Origin of the sequence: Dietzia sp. SL131 (assembly GCF_026672565.1) — a bacterium.
Classification (GTDB): domain Bacteria; phylum Actinomycetota; class Actinomycetes; order Mycobacteriales; family Mycobacteriaceae; genus Dietzia; species Dietzia kunjamensis.
The window spans coordinates 1479361-1501642 of the sequence record NZ_JAPPRI010000003.1 but is presented as its reverse complement, the minus strand read 5'-3'; the positions used below and the strand labels follow the sequence as shown (position 1 = coordinate 1501642).

The window sequence follows — 22282 nt, the reverse complement described above, 5'->3', positions numbered from 1 at the left end:
TCAGGAACCGACTCGGCGCCGCTCGGTCAGGAAGACGTCCGAGAAGGTGGCCGGATCCTGACCGCGTAGGTGCGAGGTGTGGTCCTGCATGACCAGCCGCGCCGAACAGACGTTGCGGATCGCCACCAGCTCGACTTCCACGCCGGGCAGTTCCTCCGCCAGGCGGCGCGCGATCGCCAGTCCCTCGCGGTACCAGTCGACCGGATCGACGCCGTCGGTCCAGACGGGCACGCCGTAGCCGTAGCCGAGAAGGCCGAGGGCGGCGCCGCTGTCGTCGACGCTGCTCCCGTAGTCCGCGAATCCGCGCCGCCAGTCGTCATTCCATCGCAGGATCCGGCTCTCCAGATCAGCGGTCAGTCCAAGGCTGCGAGGCGTGGCGAAGTCCATGAACCCGTCCCGGAGGCGGGGAGGCTGGTAGTAGGGGAGCCGTCCCGCCCACAGTCCCCACGTCACGCCGTACTCGGGCATGAGCCGGATCGTCGGTGTGCGGTCGGGGTCGGGTCCGTTGCCCGGCGCCCGCCAGCCCTCGGTGCGCACGTAGTCGCCCCGCAGAGGGTGGACGTAGTCCAGTTGATCGGCGGCCAGCTCACACACGACATACCGCTCCGCGGTGCAGAACACCGCCGTTCCGGTCAGGCTCACCTCAAGCCGATCGGCGAGTTCGTGGCCGCGGTCGAGCCAGGCCAACTCGTCGAAGCCCTCGCGCCACACTGGTTGGTCGACGGGGCGGTCGCCGAGATGGACGAAGTTCTCTTTCCATTCGTCGATCCACGCCTCGATGTCGTCCCGCAGGTCGCCGGGGAGGTCGAGGTCGGCGGCCACGCCCTGGTCGTGGCGCCGATGTCCGGGCGGGAAAGCGGAGGGCGATCCGAAGAGGTGCGCCTCGTAGTACTGGACCGGCGACAGGCACAGACGGGGCAACGAGGCGAGCCCAGGTTCCTCCTGCAGCCGCCACGCCGCGCGGGAACCGTGCGAGGGAAGGACCCGCGGCGTGGCGGGGACGGAGTCGGCGTCGGCGTCGGCGTCGGGATCGGGACTCGAACTCACGGCTCCGTGACCATGGTGAGAACGGTTTCCGAGGTGCGCTCGAGGGTGTGCCCGGCCCGACGGGCCACCCGGAGGAGGGAGGCGACGTCACCCATCTCGGCCCGGGACGTGGCGAGCGTACGGGCGAGGAGACCCTTGTGATGCTTGGAGAAGTGCGAGACCACCTTGCGCGTGCCGTCGGGGTAGTCGGTGACGACGTCGACGGTGATCGCCCCCGGGACCGGCCCCAGCTGGTGGTAGCCGCCGGAGCGCAGGTCCACCACGAGGTCGTCGCCCCACCCGGCGGTGGCGGCGGTGAGGGCCGGCTTCCAGGTCGAACGCAGGGTGCCCAGTCCGGGCAACTGCGTCCCGGCGGAGAGGCGGTAGTGCGGAATGGGGTCGGTAGCACCGAGCAGGCCGAACAGGGCCGAGCCGATCCACAGCCGCGACTCCGCTCGTGACCGGGTGGCCGCGGTGAACGAGGCGGGGTCCAGGGCGTCGAAGAGGACGCCGGTGTAGCGGCTCAGCGCCGACGCGGTGGGGGAGGTCCACAGGTCGGCGTTCAGTGTCACCTCGTCGCCGAGCTTCTCACTCAGCCCGAGCGCGTCGCGAGCTGCCGCCGCCTCCCCCGAGCACAGCGAGACGAGGGAGTCGGCGACGGCGCGGCGGGTTCCTTCGAGCTCGGGGAGCGAGAGCGCGGCCAGGTCGAGCGGCTCCCCGGACCCGCCGACGGATTTGGTCTCGGAAGGGGACAGGAGGATACGCACCCGGCTCAGGGTACCGAGGCCACCGGCAGCCCCGACGGCGGGCGGCGGGTCCGCGAGCAGGGGCGGCTAGGCTGGTGCATCGTGATCACGCGTCTGTCCCACCTTTTCCTGCGCACGCTCCGCGATGACCCGGCCGATGCCGAGGTCCTCAGCCACAAACTGCTGGTCCGCGCCGGGTACGTCCGCCGCGTCGCTCCCGGCGTGTACTCCTGGCTGCCGCTGGGTCTGCGCACCCTCCGCAGGGTCGAGCAGGTGGTGCGCGAGGAGATGAACGCCTTCGGCGCGCAGGAGATCACCCTGCCCGCACTCCTCCCGCGGGAACCGTACGAGACCACCGGACGGTGGACCGAGTACGGCCCGGCGTTGTTCCGACTGAAGGACCGCAAGGGCAACGACATGATGCTCGGCCCCACCCACGAGGAGATCTTCACGCTCACCGTGCAGGGCGAGTACTCCTCGTACAAGGACCTGCCCGTCACGCTGTACCAGATCCAGACCAAGTACCGCGACGAGGAACGACCCCGTGCCGGGATCCTGCGCGGTCGCGAGTTCGTCATGAAGGACTCGTACTCGTTCGACGTCGACGACGCCGGACTCGAACGCTCCTACCAGGCGCACCGACAGGCGTACCGACGCATCTTCGACCGTCTCGGGATCGAGTACGTCATCTGTGCCGCCACCTCCGGCGCGATGGGTGGTTCCGCCTCCGAGGAGTTCCTCGCCGTCTCCGCCGCCGGCGAGGACACGTTCGTCCGATCCACCGACGGGCAGTACGCGGCCAACGTCGAGGCCGTCGTCACCCCCGCGCCGCCCGCCCTCCCGATCGAGGGTTCGCCGCGGGCGGTCGTGCACGAGACCCCGGACGCGCCGACCATCGACACGCTCGTCGCCTGGGCGAACTCCGCAAACCTCGGCCGGGAGGTCACCGCCGCGGACACTCTCAAGAACGTCATGTTCAAGGTGCGTCGGCCCGGTCAGGACTGGGAGCTGTTGGCGGTGGGCCTACCGGGCGACCGCGAGGTCGACATGAAGCGGGTCGAGGCCGCGCTCGAGCCGGCGGAGGTCGAGATCCTCGGCGAGGCGGATTTCAAGACCAACCCATTCCTCGTGAAGGGGTACATCGGCCCGCGCGCGCTGCAGGAGAACGAGGTCCGCTACCTCGTCGACCCCCGGGTCGTCGACGGCACGGCGTGGATCACCGGAGCCGACGAGCCCGGCAAGCACGTGGTGGACCTGGTGTGCGGCCGTGACTTCACCCCGGACGGCACCATCGAGGTCGCCGAGGTGAGGGAGGGCGACCCGGCACCGGACGGGCACGGCACCCTGACCCTGGCGCGCGGGATCGAGATCGGCCACATCTTCCAGCTGGGCCGGAAGTACACCGACGCCTTCGGGTTCGACGTGCTGGGCGAGAACGGCAAGCCCGCGAGGGTGACCATGGGGTCCTACGGCATCGGGGTCTCGCGTCTCGTGGCGGTACTCGCGGAGCAGTTCGCCGACGACAAGGGCCTGGTCTGGCCCGCTGAGGCCGCGCCCGCGGACGTCCACGTGGTGATCGCCAACAAGGACGATGCCGCGATCTCGGGAGCCGCGACGCTGGTGGAGGCGTTCGACCGCGCCCGACTCGAGGTCCTCTTCGACGACCGGAAGGCCTCGCCCGGAGTGAAGTTCAAGGACGCCGAGCTGATCGGTGTGCCGTGGGTGGTCGTGGTGGGTCGCGGCTGGTCCGAGGGCACCGTCGAGCTGCGCGAGCGCGCCACCGGCGAGGTCACCCAGGTCCCGGTGGACGGTGCCGCGGAGGAGATCGTCCGGTTGATCGGCGCCGGACGCCCCTGAGCCTCAGGCCGGCGGCGGGAACCCGGGTAGCGCCTCGAACGGCGCTCCCGGGACCAGGGTTCTCCAGCGTGCGAGTTGCACCGCCGCCGCGGTGAGGGCGTCGACGCAGAAACGGCGGGTCTCCGGCGTCCGGGCGAGGCCGAGTTCGACGCGCCAGGCCTCGCAACAGTCCGATTCGATCCGGATCGCCAGAAGGACGGGAGCGCCGGGGGCGTCCGGATCGGGGACGTATCCGACCGGCGCGGGGGGCGATGCCGGCCACAACACCTCAGCCGCGTCCCGACGGGCTCGATGAGCAGCGAGCTCACGCCTGACCGCGGCTCGGATGGAGCCGTCCGCCCGGGACAGGACGAGACCGTACCCGTAGACCGCCGCGTCCTCGGCGGCCAATCCGACCGGAGCGCTCACGCGAGTTCCACCTCGACCGCCGCCGTGCACGCCGCCGAGACCGCGCCGGCGATCTCCGCGCGGGCCCCCTCGGTCGCCGCGGCCGCACCGGCGGCGTCGGCCGCGTCGGCGCGGAGTCGCGAGCGCACCTCCTCGGCGGGCGGGCAGACCGGCGCCGGTGTCGGCACTGGGGTCGGCTGCTGCTCGTCGTCCTGCGGGCGGTCCACGAGCCCGGCGAGCCGTTCCGCGTGAACTCTCCGGGTGTCGGCGAGCCGACGCAGGGCACCCACCCGATCGCCGTGGGAGGCGTCCGCGGCCGCGAGTTCCCGTGCGTCGCGCTCGGCGGCCTCGAGCAGGCCGAGCAGGGGATCGGGGCGGTCGGTGACCGTGGGCAGGGCACAGCCACCGGCGACTGCGAGCCCGGCGACGCCGGCGGCCGCGACGGCGAACTGACGGCGCGAGAGGGCGACGGGGGCGGAATGGGGCACTCCGACATCCTGCCAGGGGTCGGAGAAGGGGGCGACGAGGCGGTACAGTGATGCGGCCCGTCCGCGTCCCGGAACGGAATCCGCCAGCCCGCACTCCAGGAGCACAGTGATCGTCCCCGAGCCCGACCGGGCCCATATACGCAAGGCGGTCTCGGACCGCAGCCTCGATCTCGAGGACCTCCGGGAGGACACCCGTTCGTCCACGTGGCACGTGACGGTCGTCGTGGACGGGGACTCCGGCGTCTCCCTCGACGATCTCGCCGAACTCTCCGTCGATCTCGACCCCCTCGCCGAGCAGTGGGGGGGATCGGGCCAGCCGGTCACGCTGGAGGTCACCAGCAGGGGCGTCGACGCGCCGCTGGAGCACCCCCGTCACTGGGCCCGTGCCCGCGGACGCCAGGTCGACCTGCTCTACGTCGACGGCGCCGACGGGCCGACCCGGGGGCGGGTCGGAGACCTCGACGAGGACTCGGGGACCGTCCGCATCGTGTCCAGGGCGGGGCGGGGGACCAGAGTGGACTCGGTAGCGTTGGATCGGGTGGCCCGCGCCGTGATCCGGGTCGAGTTCCGGCCAGCGCCACAGGAGGAGCTGGACCTGTTGTCCGAGCCGGAGAACCCCGGGCACGGCGTGCGAGAAGGAGAAAACCGTTGAACATCGACATGGCAGCGCTGAACATGCTGTCCCGAGAGCGCGAGATCCCGCTGGACGACCTCGTGCACACTCTCGAAAACGCGCTGCTCACCGCCTACAAGCGGACCGAGGGCTCGCATCGGGTGGCCCGGATCGCGCTGGACCGCAAGGCCGGCACGGTCGCCGTCATGGCCGCCGAGGTGGACGAGGACGGCAACCGCATCGGGGAGTTCGACGCCACCCCCTCCGACTTCGGGAGGGTGGCCGCGGCCACGGCACGGCAGATCATCCTGCAGCGTCTGCGCGAAGCCGAGACCGACCGCATCTACGGTGATCTCGTCGCGCGCGAGGGCGAGGTGGTCAGTGGGGTCATCCAGTCCGACTCCCGCGCCAACGCCCGTGGGATCGTGGTCGTCCACATCGGACCCGAGAACGGGGGCACCGAGGGGACCATCGCCCCGGCCGAGCAGGTACCGGGTGAGACCTACACGCACGGGGAGCGCATCAAGTGCCACGTCGTCGGGGTGCACAAGGGGCCCCACGGCGCCTCCGTCTCGCTCTCCCGCACCCACCCGGACCTGGTCCGGGGGCTGTTCGCGCTCGAGGTCCCGGAGATCGACGACGGCTCGGTGCGGATCGCGGCGATCGCGCGTGAGGCGGGCCACCGGACGAAGATCGCGGTGGAATCCACCATCTCGGGACTCAACGCGAAGGGCGCCTGCATCGGACCGAACGGGGCCCGTGTGCGCGCGGTCATGGCGGAGCTCAACGACGAGAAGATCGACATCGTCGACTACGACGACGACCCGACGGTGTTCGTCGGCAACGCCCTGTCCCCGGCGAAGGTGATCTCCGTCACCGTCGCCGATGCCACCACCAGGGCGGCCCGCGTCGTCGTCCCCGACTACCAGCTGTCTCTGGCGATCGGCAAGGAAGGCCAGAACGCACGTCTGGCACACCGCCTGACCCAGTGGCGGATCGACATCCACAGCGACGCGGAGTGACGCGCTGCGCAGCCCGCCGCCACGCGGTCGGGCGCGCCGTTAGTGTCGACACGGCATTGTCTGTAAACTGATCAGTTGTCACAGTGACTTCACGTCCACCCGTCCACTCGGGCCGGGCGGCGAGAGACCGAGGTGGCCGGATGCAGGGACGCAAGGACCAGCGGTTCGGTACCGCCGAGGCCGTGGGTCCGGTCAGGACCTGCGTCGGTTGCCGGGGTCGGGACACCGATTCCCGACTCCTCCGGATCGTTCACGATCCGGAGGCGGCCGCGCTCTCGCTCGATCCGCGCCGACGGGCGGTCGGACGAGGAGCCTGGGTGCATCGCGAACCGCAGTGCATCACGACAGCGTTGGACCGCAAGGCCTTCACCAGGGCCCTGCGGATCGCCGGGAACGTGTCCCAGGACGCGCTCACGGAGGTACTCGAGGCATTACGCCTCGGGCACGAGATCACCCGCCGACCGCTCGGTTCGGCAGGGGGAGCACAAGAGAAGGAACGGACCAGACACGATGAGCACACCGTGAAGCTCCAGCGATGAACGTCCATCGAATGTAGACCGAGGTCGCGCGGCCAGCCCTGCCGTGGAGACCTCGCAGTGAGGAGAGCAGTGGCAGGCAAGCCCCGGGTACACGAGCTGGCAAAAGAGTTCGGTATCACCAGTAAAGAACTTCTGACGAAACTCCGCGATCAGGGAGAGTTCGTCAAGTCCGCGTCCTCGACGTTGGAGGCCCCGGTCGTCCGGCGCCTGCGCGAGGCACATTCACCGGCAGGCGGCGACTCCGCCCCCGCCCCGTCTAAATCCGCAGGAGGCGCTGCGCCCAAGCCGGGTGCACCCTCGAAGCCGGCACCGGGCCCCCGTCCGGGCGCGGATCCGCGCTCGGCGGCTCCCAAGCCCGCGGCCCCCGCGCCGGCTCCCAAGCCGGATGCCGGTCCGACTCCGGGCGCCAAGCCCGCAGCCCCCACGCCGGCTCCCAAGCCGGATGCCGGTCCGACTCCGGGCGCCAAGCCCGGTTCCCAGCGTCCGACCCCGGGGGCGACCCCCGGCGCGGCCGCCGCAGCCTCCCGTCCGGCTCCCGGGCCGCGCGCGGCGGGGCCGAAGCCCGGTCCCAAGGCGCCTCGCGTCGGGAACAACCCGTACTCCAGCGGCACCACGCCCGCGCCGCGTCCGCAGGGCGGCCCCCGCCCGGCACCCGGCCAGGGTGGTCCCCGTCCCGGAGGCGCCCGTCCGGGCGCAACCGGTCAGGGCGGGCCCCGTCCCCCGCAGCGGTCGGGCGCACCGGGCCAGGGCGGTCCCCGTCCCAACCCCGGCAACATGCCGTCGCGTCCCAGCCCCGGTCAGATGCCGGGACAGGTCGCACGTCCCGCCGCGGGTCGCGGCCGTCCGGGTGGCCCCGGTGGCCGTCCGGGTGGCGGCGGTTTCCGTCCCGGTGGCGGCGGCGGTGCCCCCGCAGCCGGTGGCGGCGGGTTCCGGGGTCGTCCCGGGGGCGGCAACCGTGGCCGCGGTGGTGCCGCGGGTGCGTTCGGTCGTCCCGGTGGCGCCCCGCGTCGTGGTCGCAAGTCGAAGCGGCAGAAGCGTCAGGAATACGACTCGATGCGGGCCCCGGAGGTCGGCGGCGTCCGGCTTCCCGACGGTCGCGGGCAGGTCCTGCGACTGGCACAGGGTGCTTCGCTGAGCGATTTCGCGGACAAGATCGACGTCAACCCCGCGCAGCTGGTCCAGGCCCTGTTCAACCTGGGTGAGATGGTCACGGCCACGCAGTCGGTCACCCCGGAGACGCTGCAGCTGCTCGGTGAGGAGATGGGCTTCAAGGTCCAGATCGTCAGCCCCGAGGACGAGGATCGCGAGCTGCTCGATTCGTTCGACCTCTCCTTCGGTGAGGACGAGGGTGACGAGAGCGATCTCGAGATCCGTCCCGCGGTCGTCACGGTCATGGGTCACGTCGACCACGGCAAGACCCGCCTGCTCGACAGCATCCGGTCGGCGAAGGTGGGCGAGGGTGAGGCCGGTGGCATCACCCAGCACATCGGCGCCTACCAGGTGACGGTGCCGGTCGACGACGTGGATCGCACGATCACCTTCATCGATACGCCGGGTCACGAGGCGTTCACCGCCATGCGTGCCCGCGGCGCGAAGTCGACGGACATCGCGATCATCGTGGTCGCGGCGGACGACGGCGTGATGCCGCAGACGGTCGAGGCGATCAACCACGCGCAGGCGGCAGAGGTGCCGGTCGTGGTCGCGGTCAACAAGATCGACAAGGAGGGCGCTCAGCCCGACAAGATCCGCGGCCAGATGACCGAGTACGGCCTGGTGCCGGAGGAGTACGGCGGCGACACGATGTTCGTCGACATCTCCGCCAAGCAGGGTCTCAACATCGAGTCGTTGCTCGAGGCGGTCGTCCTGACCGCCGACGCGTCTCTCGACCTGCGGGCGAACCCGGACATGGACGCGCAGGGTGTCGCCATCGAGGCGCACCTGGACCGCGGTCGCGGTCCCGTCGCCACGGTGCTCATCCAGCGCGGCACGCTGCGGGTCGGCGACTCGATCGTCGCCGGCGACGCCTACGGCCGCGTCCGACGCATGGTCGACGAGCACGGCGAGGACGTCACCGAGGCGACCCCGTCGCGTCCGGTCCAGGTCATCGGCCTGACCAGCGTGTGTGGCGCCGGTGACACCCTGATGGTGGTCGAGGAGGATCGGACCGCACGGCAGATCGCCGACCGTCGTAACGCGCGCAAGCGCAACGCGATGGCCGCCCGTAGCCGTCGTCGGATCAGCCTCGAGGACCTGGATTCGCATCTCAAGGAGACGAGCCAGCTCAACCTCATCATCAAGGGCGACAACTCCGGTACGGTCGAGGCCCTCGAGGAGGCCCTCCTGGGGATCGAGATCGACGACGAGGTGCAGCTGCGCGTCATCGACCGCGGTGTCGGTGCCGTCACCGAGACCAACGTCAACCTGGCGGCCGCCTCCGACGCGGTGATCATCGGGTTCAACGTCCGGGCGGAGGGCAAGGCCACCGAGCTGGCCAACCGCGAGGGCGTGGACATCCGGTACTACTCGATCATCTACCAGGCGATCGACGAGATCGAGAGCGCGCTCAAGGGCATGCTCAAGCCGATCTACGAGGAGAAGAAGCTCGGCCAGGCGGAGATCCGCAACATGTTCCGCTCCTCCAAGGTGGGCAATATCGCGGGTTGCATGGTGCTCGACGGCATCATGCGGCGCAACGCCAAGGCCCGGCTCATCCGGGACGGCAAGGTCGTGGCGGAGGAGATGACCATCTCCTCGCTGCGTCGCGAGAAGGACGACGCGACCGAGGTCCGCGAGGGCTTCGAGTGTGGTCTGACGGTGACGTACTCCGACATCAAGATCGGTGACATCATCGAGACCTACGAGCTCGTCGAGAAGCCGCGCGACTGACGTCGCAGGGCATTGTCGTGGGGGCGGGATCCGTTGGAGACGGACCTGCCCCCGCGGCATGCTCGTCAACCCGTGGTCGCCGTGCGACCGCATCACGCCAAGGAGGATCCCCATGACCGGTAAGGGACGCGCGGGACGGCTCGGTAAGCGGATCGGCGAGATCGTCGCGACGGCCATCGAGCACGAGATCAAGGACCCGCGGCTGGAGTTCATCACGATCACCGATTCGCGGATCACCGCGGATCTGCGGGTGGCGACGCTGTACTACACGGTTCGTGGCGTGACCCTCGACGAGGAGCCGGACCACGAGGCCGCGGAGGCTGCGTTGACCGCCGCGCGGGGCCGCCTGCGCACGATGGTCGGCAAACAGACCGGGGTGAAGTTCACCCCGGAGTTGACCTTCGTGCTGGACTCCGTGCCGGACGCGGCGCGCCAGATGGAAGAACTGCTCGCCAAGGCCCGGGCGCAGGACGAGCAGGTCCGGCGCGTGGCCGAGGGGGCCCGTCCGGCGGGCGACGAGGACCCGTACCGCAAGCCGGAGGAGGCGGACCGGCCGGAGGACGACGATCGGTGACCGAACCGGTGGACGCCGCCGGCGCGGCGGACGTGTTGGCCCGTCACCACGAGGTGACCGTGCTGTGCCACGTCCGCCCGGACGCGGATGCGCTCGGTAGCTCCTCCGGTCTCGCGCGGGCGTTGCGTGCGCGGGGCGTGACCGTCCACCACTCGTTCGATCCCGGCGTCGTCCCGGGGGCGATGGGGGCCATCCCGGGCACCGACCGGGTGGTCCCCCTCGCGCAGGTCCCCGCCCATCGGGGTCTCGTCGTGACGTTGGACTGCGCGAGCCCGGACCGGGTGGGCCGGTGGGGCAGGCTCGCCGACGCGGCATCGGAGGTCCTCGTCGTCGACCATCACCGGTCCAATCCCGGATTCGGTTCCCACATGCTGCTCGACCCGGACGCCGCGTCGACGGCGTCGCTCGTCCTGGACGTCCTCGACGCGGGCGGGTTCCCCGTGGACGCCGTGACGGCCACGAGCCTCTACGCAGGGCTCGTCACCGACACCGGATCCTTCCGTTGGGGCGGCGCGGACTCGCACGAGACCGCCCGACGACTGCTGGCCGCGGGCGCGGAGACCACCGAACTCACCCACGCCCTGCTCGACGCGCACTCGTTCGCCTGGCTTCGGGTGCTGGGCGGGCTGTTGAGGACGGTGCGTCTGGAAGCCGACGCGGTGGGCGGGCGCGGATCGGTGTGGCTGGCCGTCCCGCACGAGGTGATCTCGGTAGCGGACGAGGACGACGTGGAATCCCTCGTCTCGCACCTCCGCGGCGTCCGGGAGGCCCGCGTGGCGGTTCTCCTCAAGGAGTACCTGCCCGGCGAGTGGGCCGTCTCCCTCCGCTCGCGACCCGGTGGCCCGGGTGCAGGCGTCGTGGACGCCGCGGACGTCGTGGACGTCTCGGCCATCGCGGCCGCGCTCGGGGGCGGCGGTCATCCGTCGGCCGCCGGCTGCACGATGCGCGGTGATGTGGAGACCATCAGCACGAGGCTCCGTGAACTCCTCGGCTGACGTGACGCACACCGGGCCCGATCCGGCCGTCGGGCTGGGAGCGATCGGACGCCGACTCTGGTCGATCGCCCTGCCGGTCCTGCCGGTGCTGTCCGCCGAGCCCGTCTATCTCCTGGTCGACGGGATCATCGTCGGTCGCCAGGGACCGGAGGACCTGGCCGCGCTCGGCGTGGGAGCCCTCGTCCTCCTGGTGCTGGGTACCCAGATGAACTTCCTGTCCTACGGGACCACCGCCCGATCGGCGCGGTTGCACGGGGCGGGCCGCCGCGGCGACGCCGTGGCCGAGGGGGTGCAGGCGACGTGGATCGCCGTCGCCGTCGGCGCGCTGGTGGTGGCCGTCGTACTGGCGTTGCGGGGGCCGATCACCCGGGTACTCGCCGCGGACCCGGACGTGGCCGCCGGCGCGGCCGAATGGCTCGGGGTGGCCGTGTGGGGCATCCCGTGCATCCTCGTGGCGTCAGCCGGCCACGGGTGGATGAGGGGCGTCCAGCGCCTGCGCACCCCGCTCGTGCTCGTCGGCGTGGGCATCGGCGTGTCGACCGCCGGGTGCGTGGTGTTGGTCCCCGGTCTGGGGCCGGCCCCGGCGCTGGGGTTGGTCGGGAGTGCGTGGGCGAATCTCGCGGGACAACTGCTCATGGCCGCCGGTTTCCTCGTCGCGCTCGTCCTCGAGCGCCCGGGGTCGCTGCGGCCACGGCGTGCCGTGATCGTCAGCCAGCTCCGCATGGGCGTGGACCTGATCATCCGCACCGCGTCGTTCCAGATCACCTTCGCCGTCGCCACCACCGCGGCAGCAGCCGCCGGGGTCGACTCGCTCGCGGCGCACCACCTCGCACAGCAATTGTGGGCGCTGTACTCGCTCGTGTTGGACTCGGTCGCGATCGCGGCCCAGTCGCTGGTCGGCGCCGCGCTCGGCGCCGGACTCGCCGCCCACTGCCGGGCGCTGGCACGTGCCGTGGTCGTGTGGTCACTGGGTCTGGGTGCTGCCCTCGCCCTGCTGACGATCGTCTTCAGAGCACCCCTGGCATCGCTGCTGTCCGGGGATCCCGGGGTGGCTGATCGCCTGGTCGTCGCCCTGATCGGGATGGCGGTGGTGGTGATCCCGGCCGCGGTGGTGTTCGGACTCGACGGCGTGCTGCTGGGCGCCGGTGACGCGGCGTACCTGCGCACCAGCACCGTGGTCGCGGCGCTGCTGGGTTTCCTGCCCGTGCTGCTCGTCACCCGGTACCTCGGGTGGGGGCTGCCGGGGATCTGGGTCGGGATGGGGGTGTTCGTCGGTCTCCGACTGATCGCCGTGGTGGCCCGGGTGCGCGGCGACCGGTGGATGGTGCTGGGAGCGCAGACGCCGGGCGCACGGGCCCTGCAGGAGGTGGACGGATGACCGACGGGGCGACGGGCGTGCAACCGAGCCTGCGCGCGGTGTCCGACCTGCACGTGGGACACCGGGGCAACGCGGACGTCGTGGACGAGATCCACCCCGCGCACCCGGGGGACTGGCTCATCGTGGCCGGTGACGTCGCCGAGAAGGTCGACCACGTCGTGGACGCGCTCGAGCGACTGGCGGCGCGTTTCGAACGGGTGATCTGGGCGCCCGGTAACCACGAGCTGTGGATCGGCCGCGACGACGCGGGGATCACGTCCACCACCAAGTACGACCGGCTGGTGGAGGCGTGCCGGGCCATCGGGGTCGACACCCCGGAGGACGAGTACCCCCTGTGGACCGGACCGGGCGGGCCCGCGTGGGTGGTGCCGATGTTCCTGTTCTACGACTACAGCTGGACGCGGGTCGCGGGGCAGTCGCGGGCGGAGGCCCTGGCCGGTGCACGGGAGCGTCGCGTCGTGGCCTCGGACGAGTTCCTCATCGACCCCGCCCCCTACGGTGACGCGGTCGCCTGGTGCCGGGACCGTCTCGTGGGCACGACGACGCGGCTGGCTCGCCTCGATCCCGCGCACCCGACGGTGCTCGTCAACCACTGGCCGCTGCTGCGGGACCCCACCCGGGTCCTGCGACACCCGGACTTCGCGCTGTGGTGCGGGACCGATCAGACCGCCGACTGGCACCGCCGGTACCGCGCCACTGCGGCCGTCTACGGGCACCTGCACATCCCGCGGACCACGGTCCACGACGGCGTGCGCTTCGAGGAGGTCTCCCTGGGATACCCGAGGGAGTGGAACGGGCGTGGGCGGCCCGATCCGCTCACCCGTCAGATCCTCCCGGCGCCGGACGGTCCGCAGGTGCGGTGGGTCCGCGACGAGGGTGGCCTGCCGAGAATCGCCCGGCCCGGTGACCCCGGCCCCTACCTGGAGGACGAGCGGTGATCGACGACCTGTTCCCGCCCGATGTGGTGGGGGTGACCGACGCCGAGCTGGGCCTGGACGACGCGGCGATGTTGGCCTCGCTGTACCCGGTGGAGGTCGAGCAGATCGGGGCCGCCGTCGAGCGGCGCCGGATCGACTTCGCGGGCGCGCGTGCGTGTGCCCGGGAGGCCATGTCGAGGCTCGGCGTCCCCGCCGGCCCCGTCCTGCGCGGGGGTCGGGGCATGCCGGTGTGGCCGCCGGGCCTGGTGGGCACGCTCACGCACACGGAGGGGCTGCGGGCCGCCGCGCTGGCGCCGACCGCCCGCGTCCGGTCGCTCGGGCTGGACGTGGAGCGACACGCACCGCTGGCCGCGGGCGTCCTCGAGGCGGTCTCCCTGCCAGAGGAGGCGGCGTGGGTGCGTGCGGCACGCGCCGAGGTCGCGGACGTCGCCTGGGATGCGCTGCTGTTCACGGCGAAGGAGGCGACGTACAAGGCGTGGTTCCCGCTCACCCACCGGTGGTTGGGGTTCGGTGACGCACACATCACCCTGGTCCCGGACGGCGACGACGACGAGGTGGTCACCGGCACGTTGCGATCGCGGATCCTCGTCGACGGCCATGCCGTGGACGGGGGGCCCGATCTGGTCGAGTTCCGGGGCCGCTGGGCCGTCCGGGACGGGTACGTGGCCTCGGCGATCGTGCTGCGGCCCGCCGGGGTCGATAGCGTGGGCCCGTGACGCCGCGCAGACCCGACCCCCGCCCCGCTCCCGACCCCGGCCTGGTGGTCGTCGACAAGCCGGGGGGCATGAGTAGCCACGACGTCGTCGGACGGCTCCGGCGCTACTTCGGCACCCGCAAGGTCGGCCACGCCGGAACGCTCGACCCGATGGCCACCGGGGTGCTCGTGGTGGGCATCGAACGCGCCACCAAGATGCTCGGACTGCTGGCACTGGAGACCAAGTCCTACGAGGCCACCATCCGTCTCGGCCAGACCACGACCACCGACGACGCCGAGGGGGAGACCACCTCGACCACCGACGCCTCCGCCGTGACCGACGAGGCGATCGACGCGGCCGTCGCGGCCCTGACCGGGGAGATCGACCAGGTCCCGTCCGCGGTGAGCGCGATCAAGGTGGACGGGAGGCGGGCCTACGACCGCGTGCGGGCGGGGGAGGAGGTCGAGCTCCGGCCACGGCGGGTCACCGTCTCCCGGTTCGACGTGCTCGAGCGGACCCGCTCCGGCGCGGTGGTCGACCTCGTCGTCGTCGTCGACTGCTCCACCGGAACCTACATCCGCGCGCTCGCCCGGGACCTCGGCTCCGCCCTCGGGGTCGGCGGTCACCTCACGGCGCTGCGCCGCACCCACGTCGGGCCGTTCGGTCTCGACGTGGCACGGACCCTCGACCAGCTGGAGACCGATCCGACACTGTCGCTGGACCTCGACTCCGCCGCGCTGACCGCGTTCCCCCGACGCGACATCGACGCCGACGAGGCGGAGGGACTGCGCCACGGCCGATGGCTCGAGGCCCGCGGTGACGCCGGGGTCGTCGCCGCCGTCGGGCCGGATGGCCGGGTCGCGGCGCTGGTCTCGGAATCGGGGCGGCGTGCCGCTCCGGTCGTGGTCATGCGCCCGGCGGGCCTGTGAACGCCGCGCGTAAGGTGGTCGCCGTGCAATTGTGGCGGACGTTCGACGAGATCGTGATCCCCGACGGCGGGACCTCCGTCGCCCTCGGCGTGTTCGACGGGCTCCACCGGGGTCATCGGAGCCTGGTGGACCGCGCCGTCGGCCACGGCCGGGACCTGGGCGCGAGTCCCGTCCTCGTGACGTTCGACCCCCACCCCGTCGAGGTCGTCAGGCCGGGGACCCACCCGTCGGTCCTCACCCCCCTCGAGCGGCGTGCCGAGCTCGCGGGCGGGTTCGGGATCGACGCCGTGTTCGCGTTGCCGTTCGACCGCGAGATGGCGTCGTGGGAGCCCGACGAGTTCGTGGACCGGGTCCTCGTCCGCGGCCTGCGGGCCCGCGCGGTCACCGTGGGGCGGAACTTCACGTTCGGTCGACGCGCGGCCGGTACCCCGGAGACGTTGCGCGATCTGTGCGCCGACCGCGGCATCGTGTGCGAGATCGTCGACCTGCTCGAGGCCGGGGGAGAGACCGTCTCCTCCAGCCGTATCCGCCGGTTGCTGTCCGAGGCCGACGTGGCCGGCGCCGCCGAGGTCCTCGGCCGACCGCACCGGGTCTCGGGCGTCGTGATCCACGGTGCCGGGCGCGGGGGGCGGGACCTGGGTTACCCCACCGCCAACCTCGACCTTCCCGAGTACACCGCCGTGCCCGTCGACGGCGTGTACGCCGGGTGGTTCACCGTGCTCGACGACGGCCCCGTCGACGGCACGATCCTCCCGGGACGGCGCTACCCGTCCGCGATCTCCGTCGGCACCAACCCGACGTTCGGGGACTCCGCCCGCAGCGTCGAGGCGTTCGTCCTGGACGAGTCGGCCGACCTGTACGGACGCCTGGCGGCGGTCGACTTCGTCGACCACGTCCGCGACATGGTCAAGTTCGCCTCCGTCGACGAGCTGCTCGTGGCCATGGACCGCGACGTCACCACGACCCGGACCGTGCTCGGTGCGGACGCCGACCGACCGTGACCTCGGATTGGGCCGACACGTCCGCGGACTGGTAACGTCTCGCGTCGGCCCTCCTGTGGTCCGCGGCGGCGGGGCCCAACATTCACGCGGACTGGAACAACCAGGAGTCACCATGGCGCTGAGCACCGAAGACAAGAAGGCCGTCCTGGCCGAGTACGGCCTCCACGAGACCGACACCGGCTCGCCCGAGGCCCAGATCGCCATGCTCACCAAGCGAATCTCCCAGCTCACCGAGCACCTCAAGACCCACCAGCACGACCACCACTCGCGGCGCGGCCTGCTCCTCATGGTCGGCCGTCGGCGTCGTCTGCTCAAGTACATCGCCAAGACCGACATCGCGCGCTACCGCTCGCTGATCGAGCGTCTCGGCCTGCGTCGCTGACGCACGACGACGACCGCGTCACCGACCCCGCCCGGTCCATCCGGGCGGGGTCGGTGCATTTCCGCGAACCGGGCCGCCGGGTGTCGGGGGCGTCACCCGCGCGCGCCCGGTGACCCGGACGGTTTTCCCTGATAGCCTCGGTGGAGCCGGTGCACACGTGCCGGGGTGGTCGACAGGTCCGATTGACGGTCCTCGGTAGTGGCCGCCGGAACCCGACGCCCGGGAGCATCAGCATCCGTGGCACGCGTTCCGGCCGCTTCGATCGAAGACCGAGGTCGAACCGGGACCCCCTGACGTGACGCCCGGTGGCCCCGGCGGGACGATTCCGCCGTGCGGCCCATGCACCCGACACGACAGGAAACACATGCCACAGATCACGGCCGTCGAGGTCGAAGACGGGGTCTTCGAGACCGTCGCGACCATCGACAACGGCGACTTCGGTCGCCGCGAGCTCCGCTTCGAGACCGGCCGGCTGGCCAAGCAGGCCGCCGGTGCGGTCGTCGCCTACCTCGACGACGACACCATGCTGCTGTCCGCCACCACGGCGGGCAAGCACCCCAAGGAGCACTTCGACTTCTTCCCCCTGACGGTGGACGTCGAGGAGCGGATGTACGCCGCGGGACGGATCCCCGGTTCGTTCTTCCGCCGCGAGGGGCGTCCCAGCACGGACGCCATCCTCACCTGCCGGCTCATCGACCGGCCGCTCCGCCCCACCTTCGCGGACGGGGTCCGCAACGAGGTCCAGGTCGTCGTGACAGTCATGAGCCTCGACCCCAAGGACCTGTACGACGTGGTGGCCATCAACGCCGCGTCCGCTTCCACCCAGCTGTCCGGCCTGCCCTTCTCGGGCCCGGTCGGCGGCGTGCGCGTCGCGCTCATCCCGACGGCCGCCGACCCGGCCGGCCAGTGGGTCGCCTTCCCGACCGTCGAGCAGCTCGACGACGCCGTCTTCGACATGGTCGTCGCCGGCCGCGTCGTCGGCTCCGGTGACACCGCCGATGTCGCGATCATGATGGTCGAGGCCGAGGCCACCGACGACGTGATCGAGAAGGTCGCCGGCGGCGCGCAGGCCCCCACCGAGGACGTCGTGGCCCGGGGCCTCGAGGCCGCCAAGCCGTTCATCGCCGAGCTGTGCGCCGCACAGCAGGCGCTGGCCGACGCCGCGCCCGGCACGCCGCGGGAGTTCCCGCTGTTCCCGCCGTACGCCGATGACGTCTACGCCGCCGTCGCCGAGATCGCCGAGACCAAGCTCGCCGAGATCATGCAGATCGCCGACAAGCAGGATCGCGACGTCGCGACCGACGAGCTCAAGGCGACCGTCCTCGAGCAGCTCACCGAGCGGTTCTCCGACCGACTCGGCCAGGTGGGGGCCGCGTTCAAGTCGCTGACCAAGAAGGTCGTGCGCCACCGCATCCTCACCGACCACTTCCGGATCGACGGCCGCGGCACGCGGGACATCCGCGCGCTGTCCGCCGAGGTCGAGGTCATCCCGCGCGCCCACGGCTCGGCGCTGTTCGAGCGCGGTGAGACCCAGATCCTCGGCGTGACCACGCTCGACATGGTCAAGATGGCCCAGCAGATCGACTCGCTCGGGCCCGAGACCAGCAAGCGCTACATGCACCACTACAACTTCCCGCCGTACTCCACCGGTGAGACCGGTCGCGTGGGGTCGCCCAAGCGTCGCGAGATCGGCCACGGCGCGCTCGCCGAGCGCGCGCTCATGCCGGTCCTGCCGAGCGTCGAGGAGTTCCCCTACGCGATCCGCCAGGTCTCCGAGGCGCTCAGCTCCAACGGCTCCACCTCCATGGGCTCCGTCTGCGCCTCGACGCTGTCGCTGCTCAACGCGGGTGTGCCGCTCAAGGCCCCCGTCGCGGGTATCGCGATGGGCCTGGTCTCCGACGAGATCACGAACGAGGCCGGTGAGTCGGAACGACGTTTTGTCGCGCTGACGGACATCCTCGGGGCCGAGGACGCCTTCGGCGACATGGACTTCAAGGTCGCCGGCACGGGCATGTTCGTCACCGCGCTCCAGCTCGACACCAAGCTCGACGGCATCCCGTCCGAGGTGCTGGCCGGCGCGCTGACCCAGGCCCGCGAGGCCCGGCTCACCATCCTCGACGTGATGGCCGAGGCGATCGACGAGCCCGACGAGCTCAGCCCGTTCGCGCCCCGCATCATCGCGATCAAGGTCCCGGTCGACAAGATCGGCGAGGTCATCGGGCCCAAGGGCAAGATGATCAACTCGATCACCGAGGAGACCGGCGCGTCCGTCTCGATCGAGGACGACGGCACCGTGTACATCGGGGCCACGGACGGCGAGTCGGCCCAGGCCGCGATCGACAAGATCAACGCCATCGCCAACCCGCAGCTGCCCAAGGTCGGGGAGCGCTTCCTCGGTACGGTCGTGAAGACCGCCCCGTTCGGCGCCTTCCTCTCGCTGCTGCCGGGCCGCGACGGTCTGGTCCACATCTCCAAGCTGGGCCAGGGCAAGCGCGTCGGCAAGGTCGAGGACGTGGTCAACGTCGGCGACAAGATGCAGGTCGAGATCGCCGACATCGACAACCGCGGCAAGATCAGTCTCGTCCCGGTCGGTGACGACTCGGACGGCGGAGCCGACGCGGACTCCGGCACCGACGACTGAGACCCCGCCGGTCCGCCCCCCCACGGCGCCCGGCACCCCACGAGGCACGCACCCCGCGCGCGGGGTGCGTGCCTCGTTCGTCGACAGAAGGGAGGGACCGTGAACCCGACGATCCGCGTGGACCGGTCGATCCCGGGCGTGCGTGTGGTGACCGAGGACCTACCGTGGTGCCACACCGCGGCGGTCGGTGTCTGGATAGGGTCCGGATCCGCGGACGAGGGCCCCGGGGAACACGGCGCCGCGCACTTCCTGGAGCACGTCCTGTTCAAGCGCACCAGCTCGGCGTCCGGTCTGGAGTTGTCCCAGCGTATCGACCTGCTGGGTGGTGACCTCAACGCCTTCACGGGACGCGAGCACACCTGCTATCACGTCCACGTCCCCGCCGAGGGGCTGGACACCGCGGTGGACGTCCTGGTGGACGTCGTCGCCAACGGGTCCTGTGACCCCGCCGACGTCGAGATCGAGCGTGACGTCGTGCTCGACGAGCTCGCCGGCCGTGCGGACGACCCGGAGGACCTCGCCTGCGAACTGGTCGCCACCGCGGCCCTCGGTAGCGACCCGCTCGCCCGCCCGATCATCGGGACCGAGGAGTCGGTGGAAGCACTGGACGCCGAGACCCTACGGGCATTCCACCGACGCATGCTCGGTGCCGGCGACGTCGTTGTCGCGGCGGCCGGGCGTCTCGACCACGACGCCATCGTGCGCCGGATCGCCGCCGGGCCACTGGCGGCGGCGGTCTCCCGCCACGGAACGTCGCGGGACCGCGCCGATCTCGGGACCGCGACCGGCGGTGGCGACACCGGACCGGGCGCGGGGGTCCCCGGGTGGGCGGCGACGTCCGTGCTCACCGGTGAGGACGACGACTCCGAACAGGCGTTGATCGCCCTCGCCCGCAGAACCCCGGCCCGTGATCACCGGGACCGGGCCGCGGCGCAGGTCGGCACCGCGGTTCTCGGCGGGGGACTGAGCTCCCGGTTGTTCCAACGCATCCGCGAGGAACTCGGTCTGGCGTACACGGTCTATGCGGGCATGGACCAGTTCCGGCCGACCGGTCTGCTCACGGTGGTGGCCGGCGCCCCGGTCGACCGTGTGGACGCACTGTGCGACGAGGTGGGCGAGGTCGTGTCCGGGATGCTGGCCGCGCCGCCCGCCGCCGACGAGGTGGGTCGGGCGATCGGCCACCTCACGGGGTCGATCAGGCTCGGGTTGGACGATCCGCTCTCCCGCATGACGCGGATCGGTCGACACCTCCTGGACCGCGACACGGTGGTCCCCGTCGAGGAATCGGTGGCCAGGCTCCGTCGGGTCACCCGCGACGAGGTCGCCGCCTACTGGACCGACGAGTCCGCCCCGTGGTGTCTGGCGGCGGTCGGCCCCGGGATGCCCGGCGACGGCGCGGCTGGACTGCTCGGGCGCGTCGGCGGATAGGCTGGACGGGCTCGACGAGGACCACGTGAGGAGACGATGACGGTGACGAAGGTCGGAGTGCTCGGCGCACGCGGCAAGGTGGGAACGGCGATCTGTGAGGCCGTCCGTGACGCGGAGGACCTCGAACTCGTCGCGGAGGTCGACCAGGGCGATCCGCTGGACGCGCTCGTCGACTCCGGTGCCGAGGTCGTGGTGGACTTCACCCACCCGGACGTGGTGATGGACAACCTCGAGTACTGCGTGGCCAACGGCATACACGCGGTGGTCGGCACCACCGGGTTCACCGAGGATCGTCTCGCCACCCTCAGGGGGTGGCTGGAGGACAGTCCCGGGACCGGTGTACTGGTCGCGCCCAATTTCGCCATCGGCGCCATTCTGATGATGCGGTTCGCGGTCCAGGCCGCGAAGTACTTCCCGTCCGCCGAGATCGTCGAGCTGCATCATCCCAACAAGGCCGACGCGCCGTCGGGGACGGCCCACCGCACCGCCGCCATGATGGCGGCGGCTCGCCGGGAGGCGGGGCTCGGGCCGTCGCCCGATGCCACGTCCACGGAACTCGACGGGGCCCGCGGCGCCGACGTCGACGGGATCCGCGTGCACTCGGTGCGACTGTCGGGCCTCGTCGCCCACCAAGAGGTGCTGCTCGGGACGCAGGGGGAGACCCTCACCCTCCGGCACGACTCGCTGGACCGCACCTCGTTCGCGCCCGGGGTGCTTCTGGGGGTCCGCTCGATCGCCGGGGCCCCGGGCCTGACCGTCGGGCTCGACTCCTTCATGGACCTCTAGGACCACCGCCGTGGAGCGCATCGTCAAGCCCCTGGTCATGGCCCTCACGGCGCTGGGCCTGGTCGTGGCCTTCGGGTACCTGCTGTACCTCGGCTGGTCGATGGTCAGCGCCTCCGACTATCTGGCCGTGCGCGGGCTCGGGGCGGGGATCATCCTGCTCACCGGCGTCGGCGCCTGGGCAACCTGGGCCATCGTCCGCAACGGTCTCGAACTCCAGAGGATCTCGGCCGCCGCCGCGGCGGAAGGGATCGAGCTCGATGTCGCGGACATGGAGCGACGCCCCTCCGGTCGGCTCCAGCATGACGCGGCGGACGCGCTGTTCGACCGGGTCAGCGCCGAGTACCAGGCCGCCCCCGATGACTGGCGGACGACCTACCGGCTGGCGCGGGCCTACGACCACGCCGGCGACCGCGTCCGCGCCCGGGAGGTCATGAAGGCCGCCATCGGGCTGCGCGAGACGGAACTCACCTCGGGGAAGGGGCTGGGATGAGCACGGTACTGGTCGTGCACCACGCCCCGTCACCACGCCTGCGACGCATTCTCGAAGCACTCGTCACCGGTCTCGACCATCCCGAACTCGAAGGGATCGCGGTCGAGTCCGTCCCCGCGTTGGCCACCACCGACGACCACGTCCTGCGTGCCGACGGCTATGTCCTGCTCACCCCGGCCAATTTCGGGTACATGTCCGGCGCGCTCAAGCATTTCTTCGACCGCACCTACTACACCTGCGAAGGAGCGGTGGCAGGCCGGCCGTACGCCCTGTGCGTGCACGGGGACAACGACACCGCGGGAGCGGTCACCTCGGTCGAACGGATCGCCACCGGCTGGGGACTGCAGGCCGTCGCCCCCGCAGTCCGGTTGACCGGCGAACCCGGACGCCAGGATCTCGACACCGCCGCCGAGGTCGCGGCCACCGTCGCCGCACATCTGCTCGGCTGAACCGCCGGGCACATCACCGAAGGAGTCCCACG

General features: G+C 71.5%; 22 protein-coding genes. 18 read left to right on the top strand and 4 right to left on the bottom strand.

Features of this window, described 5'->3' with window-relative positions:
• Window positions 1-1047 (bottom strand): hypothetical protein, encoded by a 1047-nt coding sequence (locus OVA21_RS07815; RefSeq protein ID WP_268092181.1) that lies wholly within the window; start codon window positions 1045-1047, stop codon window positions 1-3.
• Window positions 1044-1793 carry a YaaA family protein gene (locus OVA21_RS07810; RefSeq protein WP_120283463.1) on the bottom strand — a complete coding sequence of 250 codons (750 nt, stop codon included), beginning with the start codon at window positions 1791-1793 and terminating at the stop codon, window positions 1044-1046. Before OVA21_RS07810 ends, OVA21_RS07815 begins: the two co-directional genes overlap by 4 nt.
• 81 nt (window positions 1794-1874) lie before the next feature.
• On the opposite strand from OVA21_RS07810, the gene OVA21_RS07805 reads away from it, so the two are divergent.
• Complete coding sequence (locus tag OVA21_RS07805; RefSeq protein ID WP_268092179.1) at window positions 1875-3629, top strand: proline--tRNA ligase; 1755 nt, start codon at window positions 1875-1877, stop codon at window positions 3627-3629.
• Window positions 3630-3632: 3 nt separating this feature from the next.
• On the opposite strand, the gene OVA21_RS07800 is transcribed toward OVA21_RS07805, so the two are convergent.
• Both OVA21_RS07800 and OVA21_RS07795 read right to left on the bottom strand, forming a co-directional pair.
• Window positions 3633-4037: a DUF4439 domain-containing protein gene (locus OVA21_RS07800; protein WP_082923979.1), complete on the bottom strand. Its 405-nt coding sequence runs from the start codon at window positions 4035-4037 to the stop codon at window positions 3633-3635.
• A complete protein-coding gene (locus OVA21_RS07795) occupies window positions 4034-4504 on the bottom strand; it encodes a hypothetical protein (RefSeq protein WP_143337679.1) in 471 nt (156 codons plus the stop codon). Before OVA21_RS07795 ends, OVA21_RS07800 begins: the two co-directional genes overlap by 4 nt.
• Before the next feature lie 106 nt (window positions 4505-4610).
• Here OVA21_RS07795 and rimP point away from each other — a divergent pair, with 106 nt between their 5' ends.
• The 17 genes from rimP (at window position 4611) to OVA21_RS07710 (ending at window position 22250) form a co-directional block, all read left to right on the top strand.
• Window positions 4611-5156: a ribosome maturation factor RimP gene (gene rimP, locus OVA21_RS07790; RefSeq protein WP_268092178.1), complete on the top strand. Its 546-nt coding sequence runs from the start codon at window positions 4611-4613 to the stop codon at window positions 5154-5156.
• Window positions 5153-6139 (top strand): transcription termination factor NusA, encoded by a 987-nt coding sequence (gene nusA, locus OVA21_RS07785; protein ID WP_069389518.1) that lies wholly within the window; start codon window positions 5153-5155, stop codon window positions 6137-6139. The genes rimP and nusA overlap by 4 nt, the downstream gene beginning before the upstream one ends.
• A 140-nt stretch (window positions 6140-6279) precedes the next feature.
• Entirely contained in the window at window positions 6280-6678 is a 399-nt protein-coding gene (locus tag OVA21_RS07780) for a YlxR family protein (RefSeq protein ID WP_268092177.1), read from the top strand.
• Window positions 6679-6747: 69 nt separating this feature from the next.
• Window positions 6748-9564, top strand: coding sequence for a translation initiation factor IF-2 (gene infB, locus OVA21_RS07775; protein ID WP_268092176.1), 2817 nt, complete (start codon window positions 6748-6750; stop codon window positions 9562-9564).
• Between the two features lie 112 nt (window positions 9565-9676).
• Window positions 9677-10138: a 30S ribosome-binding factor RbfA gene (rbfA, locus tag OVA21_RS07770; protein WP_067717687.1), complete on the top strand. Its 462-nt coding sequence runs from the start codon at window positions 9677-9679 to the stop codon at window positions 10136-10138.
• Complete coding sequence (locus OVA21_RS07765; RefSeq protein WP_096905342.1) at window positions 10135-11133, top strand: DHH family phosphoesterase; 999 nt, start codon at window positions 10135-10137, stop codon at window positions 11131-11133. Before rbfA ends, OVA21_RS07765 begins: the two co-directional genes overlap by 4 nt.
• Complete coding sequence (locus OVA21_RS07760; RefSeq protein ID WP_372509903.1) at window positions 11090-12511, top strand: MATE family efflux transporter; 1422 nt, start codon at window positions 11090-11092, stop codon at window positions 12509-12511. Before OVA21_RS07765 ends, OVA21_RS07760 begins: the two co-directional genes overlap by 44 nt.
• On the top strand, window positions 12508-13449 hold the full coding sequence (locus tag OVA21_RS07755) for a metallophosphoesterase family protein (RefSeq protein WP_268092174.1): 942 nt from the start codon (window positions 12508-12510) through the stop codon (window positions 13447-13449). Before OVA21_RS07760 ends, OVA21_RS07755 begins: the two co-directional genes overlap by 4 nt.
• Entirely contained in the window at window positions 13446-14165 is a 720-nt protein-coding gene (locus OVA21_RS07750; RefSeq protein ID WP_154827640.1) for a 4'-phosphopantetheinyl transferase family protein, read from the top strand. Before OVA21_RS07755 ends, OVA21_RS07750 begins: the two co-directional genes overlap by 4 nt.
• A complete protein-coding gene (truB, locus tag OVA21_RS07745) occupies window positions 14162-15073 on the top strand; it encodes a tRNA pseudouridine(55) synthase TruB (RefSeq protein ID WP_154827638.1) in 912 nt (303 codons plus the stop codon). Before OVA21_RS07750 ends, truB begins: the two co-directional genes overlap by 4 nt.
• Before the next feature lie 23 nt (window positions 15074-15096).
• Window positions 15097-16074 (top strand): bifunctional riboflavin kinase/FAD synthetase, encoded by a 978-nt coding sequence (locus OVA21_RS07740; RefSeq protein ID WP_268092173.1) that lies wholly within the window; start codon window positions 15097-15099, stop codon window positions 16072-16074.
• Between the two features lie 112 nt (window positions 16075-16186).
• The gene (gene rpsO, locus OVA21_RS07735; RefSeq protein WP_067717704.1) at window positions 16187-16456 is read left to right on the top strand and encodes a 30S ribosomal protein S15; all 270 of its coding nucleotides are present in this window, start codon (window positions 16187-16189) and stop codon (window positions 16454-16456) included.
• 373 nt (window positions 16457-16829) lie between these two features.
• The gene (locus OVA21_RS07730; protein ID WP_268093124.1) at window positions 16830-19097 is read left to right on the top strand and encodes a polyribonucleotide nucleotidyltransferase; all 2268 of its coding nucleotides are present in this window, start codon (window positions 16830-16832) and stop codon (window positions 19095-19097) included.
• Between the two features lie 99 nt (window positions 19098-19196).
• Window positions 19197-20525 (top strand): M16 family metallopeptidase, encoded by a 1329-nt coding sequence (locus OVA21_RS07725; protein ID WP_268092172.1) that lies wholly within the window; start codon window positions 19197-19199, stop codon window positions 20523-20525.
• Window positions 20526-20561: 36 nt separating this feature from the next.
• Complete coding sequence (gene dapB / locus OVA21_RS07720; RefSeq protein WP_119192158.1) at window positions 20562-21311, top strand: 4-hydroxy-tetrahydrodipicolinate reductase; 750 nt, start codon at window positions 20562-20564, stop codon at window positions 21309-21311.
• Between the two features lie 10 nt (window positions 21312-21321).
• The gene (locus tag OVA21_RS07715; protein ID WP_096905350.1) at window positions 21322-21801 is read left to right on the top strand and encodes a hypothetical protein; all 480 of its coding nucleotides are present in this window, start codon (window positions 21322-21324) and stop codon (window positions 21799-21801) included.
• Complete coding sequence (locus tag OVA21_RS07710; RefSeq protein ID WP_069388843.1) at window positions 21798-22250, top strand: flavodoxin family protein; 453 nt, start codon at window positions 21798-21800, stop codon at window positions 22248-22250. Before OVA21_RS07715 ends, OVA21_RS07710 begins: the two co-directional genes overlap by 4 nt.
• Window positions 22251-22282 lie beyond the last annotated feature (32 nt).

Excerpts from the sequence above, each read along its gene's own strand:
- OVA21_RS07780 (WP_268092177.1), top strand. The coding sequence starts at position 6,280 with ATGCAGGGACGCAAGGACCAGCGGTTCGGTACCGCCGAGGCCGTGGGT.
- rbfA (WP_067717687.1), top strand. The coding sequence starts at position 9,677 with ATGACCGGTAAGGGACGCGCGGGACGGCTCGGTAAGCGGATCGGCGAG.
- OVA21_RS07760 (WP_372509903.1), top strand. The coding sequence starts at position 11,090 with ATGTGGAGACCATCAGCACGAGGCTCCGTGAACTCCTCGGCTGACGTG.
- OVA21_RS07755 (WP_268092174.1), top strand. The coding sequence starts at position 12,508 with ATGACCGACGGGGCGACGGGCGTGCAACCGAGCCTGCGCGCGGTGTCC.
- rpsO (WP_067717704.1), top strand. The coding sequence starts at position 16,187 with ATGGCGCTGAGCACCGAAGACAAGAAGGCCGTCCTGGCCGAGTACGGC.
- dapB (WP_119192158.1), top strand. The coding sequence starts at position 20,562 with ATGACGGTGACGAAGGTCGGAGTGCTCGGCGCACGCGGCAAGGTGGGA.
- OVA21_RS07710 (WP_069388843.1), top strand. The coding sequence starts at position 21,798 with ATGAGCACGGTACTGGTCGTGCACCACGCCCCGTCACCACGCCTGCGA.